This window comes from Viridibacillus sp. d25.2 (assembly GCF_055456015.2).
In genome coordinates, this window is sequence record NZ_CM196652.1 from 2,612,057 (window position 1) to 2,624,283 (window position 12,227).

A 12,227-nucleotide genomic window follows, 5' to 3' on the forward strand; every position below is an offset into this window, starting at 1 on the left:
TAGCTAATTCATTCAAACGGAGATGATTATTTGTCCTTATTTCTTATTATTTTACCCGTTCTAATAGTGTTTTCTATAGGCTTTATCGGTCAAAAATGTATAGGTTTTGATATTAAATCAATTTCTACAGCAGCTCTATACTTAATGTCTCCATTTCTCGCTTTTCGTACATTTTATACGACACCTTTAACAAAAGATTACTTATACATAGCGATTTTCGCAATCACGTTAACAATTGCATTGTTTCTCTGTACTTGGGGAATCTCTGCTATATTTAAAGCTTCACGCTCAGAATTTTCTGCTATGATTCTAGGAGCCGTATTTATGAATAGCGGCAATTACGGAGCACCGGTAGTGTTATTTGCATTAGGTGCTGCAGGTTTTGATATTGCAGTTATTATAATGGTTCTTCATTCGCTTCTAATGAATAGCTTAGGCATTTTCTTTGCTTCAATAGGTGGATCACAAAAAGCAACGATACAGCAATCCCTCCAAAAAGTCTTGCGCATGCCCCTTATTTACGCAGCATTAGCAGGTATTACTTTAGAATTTTACCATATTACTATTCCTAAAACAGTAATGGACGGTGTTAGTTTAGTAGCTGAAGCGTCTATTCCAACAGTGATGCTCGTTTTGGGGATGCAGCTAGCGGCTATTTCTGCTAAAAAGGTTGATTATCGTTTAGTTTCGGCTGTCACATTTATACGTATCATTCTATCACCGATTCTAGCAGCCGTAATCTTATCATTTATGCCTCTTAGCTCTCTTATTAAAACTGTTTTAATTATCCAAGCTGCCATGCCTGCTGCTGCAAATACAACTATGATAGCCTTACAATTTGATACGAAACCTGATTTAGTATCCTTTACGACATTTGTGACTACGATTATTAGCATTGTATCTATTCCCCTTGTGCTATTTTTCTTAGGAATTTAAGTTATAATCATCTGATTTATTCAAAAACCATCGGATTCTAAAAATATCATTGGGCGATTTCAACTATTTGAATGGATTGATTTATACCTGAAATGCACGAGGGAAAATCGTAGATCAAAGTTCTTTATGACTGCTGTAAATAAAGACAGCCCTATTATGATTTTGTACCCATGAAATGCCATTAATTAAATAGAAATATCCTTTGTATATAAGTGTTTCTACTTTAGTCTTTACATAGAGGAATTTGATTGAACACTGTTGATACATTTCTACCTTAAATCAAAGAAAGAGAGTGAGGGGTAGATAACATCCCCTCACTCTCTTTTTGTAGTATTTGTGAGATTTTCACAAGCACAAGTCTACTTATAACTCACAGATTTATTATCACCCTGTTTGGAGTTTTCTGATAGTGTATATCGCTAATATTGAAAGCAAATTAAATATTATCCCTAAAATAATTACAACTAAACCAAAGTTAACAAGAAAATAAGAATTACCACCATTTGTAGCGATTTCTTCCTTCGCCTTCTTATAAGAAATAATCCCACCTATAGCTACGAAAAATCCTACAATTGGTATAAAAAAAGAAATTATTCCGTACAGTAAAGGCTCGAAATGATATTTGTTTTTCGCCTTTATAGCTTCCACCTAATTTCCTCCCCTTCTACATATTCAACTAATTTTCAAAGTCCCAGTTCCTGTATGAAAATCTAGTAGTATTGTAAAACCATATGCTACTACTGTATCTACATATGCAGACTTACTATCAGAAGATACATCTTTAACGGGTGTGCTTTATCATGAAGTTAGTGTAGGATTAAAATTCAAATAAACTCGGGTTTATCTACAGTTTTTTTACTTTAAAGTATATATAAATAGATAGATAAGACCGTTGATTTAGGCAACGATGGGCGCTTTTCCCGCAGTAGTCTCCACCTCCGATCTAAGCAACTATACATGATAAATATATTTTTTTGAGGTGATGGTAAATGATGACGGGACAAAATAATCTTGAAAGAATTCGAATTGTGTCAACTGTCCGTTATAACAAAATGTACTAAAAGTAAAAATTACCAAAAGCTGTTACAAAGCCACATCTAGGAAAGATATGTCTTAAATTTTATTTCTTACAACAGCATTTACTTTTCCCATAGCAATGTAGGTATAATCCTAAGACAAAATAAAATCCGCTTATTCCTAGCTATTAGGAACAAACGGATTTTTTAGTTTACTGATGCTGCTTTCTTGTATATAGAACTAAAATGATTAATAACAACACCATGATGAATGAGATTAAATTTAAAAATACATTCCCAAAGTTTTTGAAAAATGGGGTAATAAAAAGTAAAAACGCAAATGCTATACAAAATAAACCGTTGTTTTTTGCAAATTTCGATTTATTTCCTTTGAATCTTTGACCATTATATCCTGCAACCAATTCAACATCTTCTTTTTTATAAATAAATAATCCTAAGACTAAAAAGCAGAGACTGATCAAACTTGTAATCAAAATGTCGATTAAAGTAGCCAAGTTTACTCCTCCTTAGTGCTTATTTTATTTCATTTAATAAAATCTATGCATGGAAGATGTCTTGCTTTTTTATTATATCCTCGAAAAGTTAATGTTATTTAATTGTTTTGTAAATTTTAGTCCATTTCATTATATATTTATGATGAATATCCGAAGGCGATTACCTTATATTTGACAATTATATTTAATTAGTACAGGTTTTAAATCATCAAATTTTAATAGCCATCCTTAAAATTTCACATGTTATTTACAAAATACCAGTCCACTTCAACATCGCCTAATGTAAAACAGTAACTTTCCAGATATTTTTGTTATTGAAATAATATGAAACTCAATAACCCCACCTTCTACCTAATTTAATATATGGAAATGGATTTTCTTCATTTAAGAAAAAATACTCATTAGAATATGGCAGAAAATTTTTGAAATGACATTTCATTTAAGATGACGCTTTCTGTTCTTATGAGGTAGAACTTTGCCACATATCGATATTAATCCATATGTTCGGGGCATATACATTTCCATCCACTTCATGACATTTCACCCTCTCTTTATTCCTTTGCGAAATTTTCTTTCCTAAAGGAAACTTTATTATAGTATATTACCATTCCCCTTTTTTGTTCACTGCTTTTAAATAATAAATTTAGATATATCTAATTAAAAAAGGGAGCTCAAATAGTACTTCATCTTATTATTCTATTAAACTTCAGATTGAAGTACCTATTTTAAAAGAGCTGCAGTTATCCTGACTTATTAAATATCTAGTTTATGAAATAACACCTAAATTAGCTTACCCAAGTTTCTTTTGATTCTTTAATTCGCCAATCACCATCTTTGTAGTGGACTGTACTTTCTACACCAATAGCTCCTTTTGCTGATCTGTATTTTGAACCATTAAAGAAGACATTGTTTTTTACGTTAAAATATACTTTTTGAACTGTTAGCAGTACTCCATCCAAAACCATGGTATCTTGATTATAGTACCCTTTTTCTTTTAATTCATCGAAGGTAGCATCCATTACTTGGACTTTATACTTTTCTTCAAAAAAGTCTAGAATAGATTTTTTCTGTTTTTCATCTACTTCATCAAAATTACTCATATCAATAGCTATAAATTCCATATCATTATTCAATGATTCATCTGTTTCCATAATAGCATTTAAAGCAATGATATATAGTTCACTTGCATGTTCTTTCGGAGATACTACAGTGTTACAAGCAGTAAGAAATAGGGTTAGCATAAATAGACATGCGGTAAGCTTAAATTTCATTTTCCTCCCCCGTTCATCTAAGTAACCTCACCAACTAGTTATTTTACAAATAATTCTAAATTCATTGTATCATTTTTTATTAACTTGAATGTGCAAAAGCATCTCTTTTAACCCAAATAATTAGAACTCAATTTTCGCAACCCGAAAAGTCGAGGCATTGCTTGGAATGACTAGGTAAAGCGGCCGACCATTTAGTCATTCGGCTTTTATAATTGACCATGTCTAAAACATCTTTAACTTCTGCTAAATCCCGGAAAATATCAATAAGATTTCTTTATCTATTGTGTTTAATCATTTAGTGGATAAAACCTAGATATTCTACAGCTCTCTAATTCTTCCAACTGAACGTTATCAACAATTTCCTTTGCAACCAATCGACTAATAACTGGAGATAACGTGATTGCAGAATGCATAACTGCTAAATATAGACCCCTTACCTGATCATGAAAACCGACAATGGGATAACCGTCTTTAGGCATAGGCCTCATTCCTACTTTGATACTTTCTAACTCTAAATGTTCCCCTTCTTCCAAATCGTAGCAAAGGGTTTCAAATGCTCTTTTTCCAATCTCCTCTGGTCCGTTTTCTCCATATTCATCCAAATAATCTTCAGCGGCAATAAGTGTATCATCGGATAGTTGTCTTGCCTCAAATCTTGAATTAGAAATTAAGGTGTGAATGAGCTTTTTTGGAGATTTTATACGAATTATAATTGAAGGTGAAGACTCAATAGGAATATCAAAACCAAGAGGTTTACACAGCTCAGGTAACGCTGTACCAGTTGCTAATACAATTACATCTGATTCTATATAACCTTTTGAAGTATGTATGCCAACAACTTTGATGCCCTCATTTTTTATTTGTGTCACTTTTGTATCGAATAATATATTTACCCCGTTTTCTTCCGCTATCTTCACTAAAAGATTCGTTAGGACATTAGGATCTACTGCGCCTTCTTTATAAGCATAAAGAGCTTCCTCAGGATATTCTTTCAAATGAGGTTCTAACTCTGATATTTGCTGACGAGTTATTTTTTTTACATGAGATTTATTGATGCTTGTGAGATTTCCCCATGTAAGTGCACCGTTCCAATCTACCTTTAATTCTGGTATCTCTTTTTCCAGTACATGATATTCTGCAAGTGACTCATCATACAAATGTTGAAAGTTATTTGGAACACGCCCTGATGGATTAATCCAAGCAAAAGATTTTTCTGTTACCCCACATCCTGCTTTTGAGTGACTCTCAACTAATGTGACATTCTGATTTTCCTTTGATAGATTATAAGCTATAGACGCACCAACAATCCCTGCACCAACAATTGTAATCTTTTGCTTTTTAGTCATAACTATTCCTCCCTCTATAAATGTTGGTATATCAATACTTTGACAAGTATAACTAGCAGTTTGCGGTTTTAGATATGTATTTTCTTTTTGTAATATCTGTTTGTACATAAAGAAAGACACCTCTTTTTTTTTTGTTAAAATTATGGTATCCAAAACAAAACGAAAGGTGTCCTCTCCATGATAACAAAAGAAGACTATTTTACACAACATTTCCAAATTATATGTATGCTTCCACCTTCGAAAAGAGAATGTTAGTAAACTTGCAGGTTATTCATGCCTCAATGTGTTCAAGCTAATCTTCTTACTCGTCTTTCAATATAACAATTTGTTTCGAGCTCACTAGAGTAAAAAGCCGGCGATTTACTAGCTAAGGATACAGTCTATCGTTTTTTGAACACACCTACGTTTAATTGGCGCCAGTTTCTCTTATCTCTTAGTAGCGAGATGATACGACTAATCAAACCTTTAACATCCAATCAAAGAGAGTGTCGGCTTTTGTCAATCAATTATGCCTCGGCATAATTGTGTCCGGAGGCTTTAACTTCTTTCAGGGGGTGTTTGGACACCCGCTGAAAAGTAGCTTAAATTCGCATTCATCTCACCACCTATAGAGGTGGGAGACTTCTGCTGAAAGAAGTTAATTATTTCAAAAGCCAATATCCTCAGTATAACTTGTGAGGATATTGGCTTCTTTTTAGTTTTTAGATGATTGTTTTTATTGCAGGCAATTAATAGGTGTGTTTTTTACTACGTATACCACTGCAAATTCATGCCATCTAGCGCAGAGTTTTAATTCTAAAATAACTAAGACATATCGCCCCATCATATTTCCCCTCTATAAATAGAGTAGAAAAGTAAATTATTATATACAATAACTTCGAAATAGTATAATGTATAGCTAAAAAGAAAAATGTAGAAATTATTTTATTTTCATACAAATTATATATGACAATAAAATTAATTGGAGGACTTAAAAGTGCTTAGTATTGATAAAGTAATAGAAGTACAAGAAAGTATATCACATGCCCATTCAGCATTCGTATTAATTCCCGCTGAACTGTTATGGTTGATAATCGGAATTTATACTCTGATGGATATCATAAAAAACAAAAAAACAATTTCATCAGGCGGCTTCATACTGCGAGGACTCTTCTTATTTTTCACACTATCATTAGTAGTATTTTCATCTATTAATATAATGAAAGCTGATTTTTCAATGAATGAAAAACAATGGAAAGCCGATTATTTAGAGCCATACATGAATGCATTACCTGAAAACAAAATATATGTACAAGATTTCACACAAATATTAGACATACAAAAAAATCACAACAAAAAAATTAAATCAATTTATTTAAATAATACAGTTAAACCAATTTGGGTTAAATTAGATGTACTAGATAAAAATAGTGTTTCTAAAACAATTTCTGTTAAGACTATTATTAAAAAAGAGCCAATTAAAGAACCTTATTTAACATATAAATCAATTAATAAAAACATCTCAAAAGAATATACGAAACGTGCATATTACGAAACAATTTTACATATACCCGAGGAATATAAAGTTCTAGTTCCAGTAAAATAACAAATTCAGTTTTACTATATTTAATTTTTCTTCATAGATAAGTAGTTATTACTTAATTCAAATTGACAACACTTTTTTAATTTCTCTTTATAAATTATTCTCAGACATCTCTATTTGAAATCTACCCAATAGAAAAAACGTTAGTATCATATTTACATGATACTAACGTTTTTTTAACAGCCTTTAATTTGTGTGTAACTTTATGAAATAGTATAGAACTGGGGAAGCCTACTTATGATTATATATTGAGATTGTTCAAGTTAGCTAGTTTCCTTTTTTTCATTAAAAGGCCATCATATGGTCTAAATAAAAAGACCAGTAAGAATATCATCCCTGCTGTTGTAGCCATCATTCCTGCAATTGATGCGTCAAAGAATTTCGCGAAATAATAACCACCTATAGCAGATATCATTCCGATTACCGTACTTAAAATAATCATTCTTTTTACCGATTTACTTAGTAGATAAGCTGTAGATGCTGGCACAATTAACATAGCGACGACTAAGACAGCACCTACACTGTCAAATGCTGCAACTGTTGTAATCGATACGAGAGTCATAAATGCATAATGTAAAAAAACGAGTGGTAAGCCCAAACTCATTGCAAAAACAGGATCAAATGTTGACAATTTTATTTCCTTATAAAACCCTAAAAGGAATAATACATTTATCAACAGAACAAACAGTAACATCCATACAGCTTTTGGCATTGTTATACTCATAAATGACCAAGTATTCCAAGGTACAAATGCAATTTCCCCCATTAATACATGTTCTACATCTAAATGTACATTGCCTGCGAAAAGTGTAATTAGTAATACCCCCACTGCAAATAGTGTTGTAAAAACGACACCAATTGAAGCATCTTCTTGTAAACCATTGTTTTGTAGGACTTGCACTAAATATGCCGTTAAAACTCCTGCAATTCCAGCCCCAATCATCATCCATATACCATTTATTGACTGTGTGATAATGAATGCCATGACTATACCAAATAAAACGGTATGACTAATCGCATCTGCAATCATAGCCATCTTACGTAATATTAAAAATACACCTGTTAATCCACAGGTAATCCCAACTAATGAGCCTGTTATTATTACCCAAAATTCATTCAAGATGCTTGCACCTCCTGGATTAATGCTCGCTTCTCTACTTGGCGTTTTTGGTGAATTTTCACTATTAGACCTCGTTTTGGAGAGAAAATATAAGATAACATAAAGAATGACGATGCTGTTATGACAATAATTGGACCAGTGGATAACCCCGTTTTCAAAGAACTAATCAAAGTGCCACATGCTCCTGACAAAGCACCAAACAATGCACTCATAATAATCATCGTGATTAATCTATCCGACCATATTCTAGCTGTAGCCGCCGGAATGATTAACATTGCCGACATTAATATAACCCCTACAGCCTGGATACCTGTTACAATCGTTAAAACAGTCATTGCTGTTAGAATAAATCTAAGGAGTTCTACAGGTAAGCCGATTCCTTTAGCAAATGCAGTATCAAAAATCACTAATTTCCACTCTTTGTAAAAAAGTAAGGACGTCAATATAATTAATAAAGCACTACCAGATAACCATACTAAGTCACTCTTTGCTATAGTTGCTGCTTTACCGAAAATAAAATCATTTAATCCACTCTGATTCCCAGAACTGCTTTGATTAACAATTGTTAGTAAAACGATACCCGCACCAAAAAAAACAGATAGTATTATTCCGATTGCGGCATCCGACTTCAACTTTGATCGATTTATAATACCTTGTATCAGATATACAGACATAGTAGCAGTGATAATTGCACCGAGCATTAATAATGGCAAATCCTTTTGTTGAAATATTAAAAAGGCAATCGCAATTCCTGGAAGTGCTGAATGAGCAGCCGCATCACCTACAAGACTTTGCTTTTGCAGAAAAGCAAATGATCCTATTAATCCCGAAGCAATTCCTAGTAGTGATGCACCAACTAATACCCACAATAAGTTACCTGATATCACGCAAACTTCCCCTTTCAGCGATATTTTCATTATTCTTTTTATTCATGAAGAATAGCTTTCCTCCATATGTTTGTTGTAATTTTTCTTCTGTAAAGATTGCTTTAGTTGGTCCTGAAGCAATGATTGTTTTATTTAGTAATACTGTCCAGTCAAAATAATCATCGACTGTTTGTAAATCATGGTGTACTACCAGTACTGTTTTCCCTTTCGCTTTTAATTCTTTTAAAATATTTATAATCGTTAACTCAGTAGCAGCATCAACTCCTACAAAAGGTTCATCCATAAAATAAACTTCTGCTTCCTGAGCAAGTGCTCGGGCTAAAAAGACGCGCTGTTGTTGTCCACCAGATAATTGACCTATAGAACGATTCGCAAATCCCTCCATGCCAACACTTTTCAAACATTTCATAGCCTTTTCTCGATCTTTAGCTGAAGGTCTATTGAATATACCAATATGACCATAACGCCCCATTAAAACAACATCTAATGCATTCGTTGGGAAGTCCCAATCTACTGCATTTCGTTGCGGAACATAACCCACAAGGTGATTTTTAGGATTTAAAGAATGTCCTAGTATTTCAACTTTACCAGTTTTATTTGGTAGCTGATTTAAAATTGCTTTAATCAACGTAGATTTTCCGGCTCCGTTTGGTCCAATAATTCCTACTAATTGTCCAACTGGCACTTTTAAATTAATATCACGTAAAACAATATTGTCTTCATACGCCACAGATAAGTGACTTACTTGAATTGCATTCATATTTTCCGCCCCCTATTTCAATGCGTTCACAATTGTATCTACATTGTGTTTATACATCCCGATATATGTTCCTTGTTCTGTCCCTTCTTTTCCCATGGCATCTGAAAATAATTCCCCGCCAATATTCACATTTTGATCTTTTTCTTTAGCTCCATCAATTACCGCCTTCATCGCTTTATCAGACACACTCGATTCAATAAATACTGCTTTAATATTGTTTCCCACTAAAAAGTCAACAACCTCTTGTACATCTTTTAACCCGTATTCAGACTCTGTACTTAACCCTTGTAAACCACGCACCTCTATGTTCAAACTACGGCCAAAATAGTTAAATGCATCATGCGCCGTTACCAATACACGCCCACCTGCTGGAATTTCCTCTATTCGTTGTTGTGCATAAGCAGATAGTTCATCTAATTCTTTAAAATAGCTAGCTTCATTCTTGTTGAATTCTTCTTTATTTTCTGGATATTCCCCACTTAACGTCTCCGTGATTTGATGCACAGCTGTTTTCCAAATATTGATATCAAACCATACGTGCGGGTCAAATAAATTTGCATCCATTTCATTACCTAACAACTTACTTTCATCAATAGATTCACTAATTGCTGCAACAGATTTACCGCTTTCTTTCATTTTCTCAAAAACATCAAGCATCTTCCCCTCAAGGTGAAGCCCACTATATAAAATAACATCAGCACTTTCTAATTTACTTAAGTCTCCTTGTGTCGCCTTATACAAATGTGGATCTACTCCTGGACCCATTAAAGCTTTTACTTCTACATAATCTCCAGCAATGACAGAAACCGCATCTGCAATTTGACCGATTGTTGTCACAACAACTGGTTTACCAGTTCCTCTTTCCTGTTTGGCAGTACAACCTGCTAATAGTATGATTGCAGCCATAAAAACAACTAACCTTTTCATCCATACCGCTCCTTTTTCATTAAGCTAAATTTCTTTCCCGAAGGAAACTTTTAGTGTAAAAAATTTTTTATTCCTTCCAGAAATTTTTGTTCTCATAACAAATTTTCTTTCCTAAAGGAAACTTTACTATATCTTATATATATTCTATTTTTCTGTCAACAAATACTTGGAAAATTTTTTTAATTATTTGTTACAAAGGTGCGAATACTTGCAAATAGTCAAGTGGATCGAGTTGAAAAGAAAAAACCACAAGCAAACTTGAAAAGCTGCTTGTGGTTTTCTTTTTATAGGTGTTACCGATTGTCAATTGTATTTATTCTAGGCATTATAAATTCAACTAAAATACTCTACATACTGCAATTCTAAGATTAATTAGTGATATTTGTTCGACAAGATGTAAATAAATTCAAGTATTTAAGTTCTACTCCAACTATTATTTCATCTAAATTCCTGTACAAACGACCAATCACTCACTTTTTATCTTCCTGAATTTTGCAACGACCACTAATAATAATGGAAGTAAGATTGCAAAAATAAATGAATATGGTAACCAAACCTCTTCATTAAATTTATTTGAATGAATTATATTAGGATGTATAATTAGTGAAATGGCAATTAAACTCATCCCCATTGGCAAGATAAGAGGTCGATAATCTTTAATCTTAAGTATTTGAGATAAACCCAAAACTGATGCATAAAAATACATGAACGTTCTAATGTATATTGTAGTAATCCATAAAAAGGCCATTATAATCTCAATACGCTGAAGAATATTCCCTATAGATATTCTCTGAGCCAATGCATAGCTGGGATAGGACCTTTGTGAGGCATTCGAGGCTCCGAGGACTAGGATAGCTAAAATAATCACAGAAACTAATACAATTCCCCCAGCTATTATACCTATATAAATTCCTTTTGATGCTGATTTATTCAAATTTACGGAAGCAGGAAAAACCATCAACATAACAACTAAAGGGAAGGAAAATGTACTCGTAAAAAGTAATATGCTATGTATCAATGGTTTAGTTCTCGTTTCTAATATAGGTTGAATATTATTTATGTCTATTTGAGGAGATATGAAAATGACAAATAGAACAAATATTAGAACAAATATAGGGAACAGTATTTCAGCAGAACGTGCAAATGATTCGATTCCTAAGTAAACGCCATAACAAATAACGAGCATAAACATTATTCCAAAAGCAGCTAATGGTGTTTCAGGCATAACTGAAGACTTCATAAAATCCCCTAAATAATATAATAGTTCTCCAGCAGCTAAAAAGGAAAATAATACGAAGGCAATAGAAATAAGTTTCCCCACATATTTGCCTAATATTTTTTCATAGGATTCCACTAAAGTTAAATTAGTCGTAATATTCCCTACTATAATAAATAATTTGACAACAAATAAGCTTAATACTACACCTAAAAAAGTGGCTATCCATGCATCTTGTTTAACCTGTTGTGAAATACTTGCTGGTAAAATTAATATAGCTGTACCTATAGAAAAAAACATAACAATTATAGTTAATTGGCGTACACTAATCATTTGTTTATCCACGATTTTCTTGCCTCATTTACTGTTAATTATTTTTTAACATTTCGAAAATATCGTCAAAAATGCTGTTCTACTTTAAAGTTGTCATAATAAATTCACTAAATGGTTTAAAAATAAAGGTTATCCAATCTAGTGGATTAGGTAGCTCAACTTTTAAACATACTGCTATACTCAAGCTTGTACCAATTAATATTAATATTATAAAAACCCATAAATCTTTTGTTTTATTATTTTTCAATATTTTTGGTATTTCAAGCAGCGAAATGGCCGTAGAAATAATTAATATCCCCATTGTTGGAAGCATATGAG

12 protein-coding genes and 1 pseudogene are annotated in these 12,227 nt (G+C 32.6%); 3 read left to right on the plus strand and 10 right to left on the minus strand.

The genetic code is table 11. The features are described from left to right. Positions 1-30 precede the first annotated feature (30 nt). Positions 31-936, plus strand: coding sequence for an AEC family transporter (locus ACZLO7_RS13025; RefSeq protein WP_464937609.1), 906 nt, complete (start codon positions 31-33; stop codon positions 934-936). A 384-nt stretch (positions 937-1,320) separates the two neighbouring features. Here the strand turns inward: ACZLO7_RS13025 and ACZLO7_RS13030 are convergent, their stop codons facing one another. The 4 genes from ACZLO7_RS13030 to ACZLO7_RS13045 all read right to left on the minus strand — a co-directional run bounded on the left by ACZLO7_RS13030 (position 1,321) and on the right by ACZLO7_RS13045 (position 5,192). Beyond that, the gene (locus tag ACZLO7_RS13030) at positions 1,321-1,584 is read right to left on the minus strand and encodes a hypothetical protein (RefSeq protein WP_464937608.1); all 264 of its coding nucleotides are present in this window, start codon (positions 1,582-1,584) and stop codon (positions 1,321-1,323) included. A 580-nt stretch (positions 1,585-2,164) separates the two neighbouring features. Further along, the gene (locus ACZLO7_RS13035) at positions 2,165-2,467 is read right to left on the minus strand and encodes a DUF3784 domain-containing protein (protein WP_427753936.1); all 303 of its coding nucleotides are present in this window, start codon (positions 2,465-2,467) and stop codon (positions 2,165-2,167) included. Positions 2,468-3,252: 785 nt separating this feature from the next. Next, positions 3,253-3,738 (minus strand): peptide ABC transporter substrate-binding protein, encoded by a 486-nt coding sequence (locus ACZLO7_RS13040; protein WP_464937607.1) that lies wholly within the window; start codon positions 3,736-3,738, stop codon positions 3,253-3,255. Positions 3,739-4,025: 287 nt separating this feature from the next. Further along, complete coding sequence (locus tag ACZLO7_RS13045) at positions 4,026-5,192, minus strand: NAD(P)/FAD-dependent oxidoreductase (RefSeq protein WP_511261338.1); 1,167 nt, start codon at positions 5,190-5,192, stop codon at positions 4,026-4,028. A 118-nt stretch (positions 5,193-5,310) separates the two neighbouring features. Between ACZLO7_RS13045 and ACZLO7_RS13050 the strand changes: the two are divergent. Together ACZLO7_RS13050 and ACZLO7_RS13055 are read left to right on the plus strand one after the other, a co-directional pair. Next, positions 5,311-5,567 (plus strand): annotated as a pseudogene (locus tag ACZLO7_RS13050) (IS4 family transposase); the annotation flags it as partial. Positions 5,568-6,060: 493 nt separating this feature from the next. Then, positions 6,061-6,669, plus strand: a complete 609-nt coding sequence (locus ACZLO7_RS13055; protein WP_464937605.1) for a hypothetical protein — start codon at positions 6,061-6,063, stop codon at positions 6,667-6,669. 238 nt (positions 6,670-6,907) lie between these two features. Here the strand turns inward: ACZLO7_RS13055 and ACZLO7_RS13060 are convergent, their stop codons facing one another. From ACZLO7_RS13060 to ACZLO7_RS13085, 6 genes are all read right to left on the minus strand, one after another. Next, a complete protein-coding gene (locus ACZLO7_RS13060) occupies positions 6,908-7,786 on the minus strand; it encodes a metal ABC transporter permease (RefSeq protein WP_464937604.1) in 879 nt (292 codons plus the stop codon). After that, the gene (locus tag ACZLO7_RS13065) at positions 7,783-8,673 is read right to left on the minus strand and encodes a metal ABC transporter permease (RefSeq protein ID WP_464937603.1); all 891 of its coding nucleotides are present in this window, start codon (positions 8,671-8,673) and stop codon (positions 7,783-7,785) included. The genes ACZLO7_RS13060 and ACZLO7_RS13065 overlap by 4 nt, the downstream gene beginning before the upstream one ends. Further along, entirely contained in the window at positions 8,660-9,433 is a 774-nt protein-coding gene (locus ACZLO7_RS13070) for a metal ABC transporter ATP-binding protein (RefSeq protein ID WP_464937602.1), read from the minus strand. Before ACZLO7_RS13070 ends, ACZLO7_RS13065 begins: the two co-directional genes overlap by 14 nt. A gap of 12 nt (positions 9,434-9,445) precedes the next feature. Then, complete coding sequence (locus ACZLO7_RS13075; protein WP_464937601.1) at positions 9,446-10,360, minus strand: metal ABC transporter solute-binding protein, Zn/Mn family; 915 nt, start codon at positions 10,358-10,360, stop codon at positions 9,446-9,448. 466 nt (positions 10,361-10,826) lie between these two features. Further along, on the minus strand, positions 10,827-11,921 hold the full coding sequence (locus ACZLO7_RS13080) for a GerAB/ArcD/ProY family transporter (protein ID WP_464937600.1): 1,095 nt from the start codon (positions 11,919-11,921) through the stop codon (positions 10,827-10,829). Between the two features lie 67 nt (positions 11,922-11,988). Then, complete coding sequence (locus tag ACZLO7_RS13085; RefSeq protein ID WP_464937599.1) at positions 11,989-12,222, minus strand: hypothetical protein; 234 nt, start codon at positions 12,220-12,222, stop codon at positions 11,989-11,991. Positions 12,223-12,227: the final 5 nt, after the last annotated feature.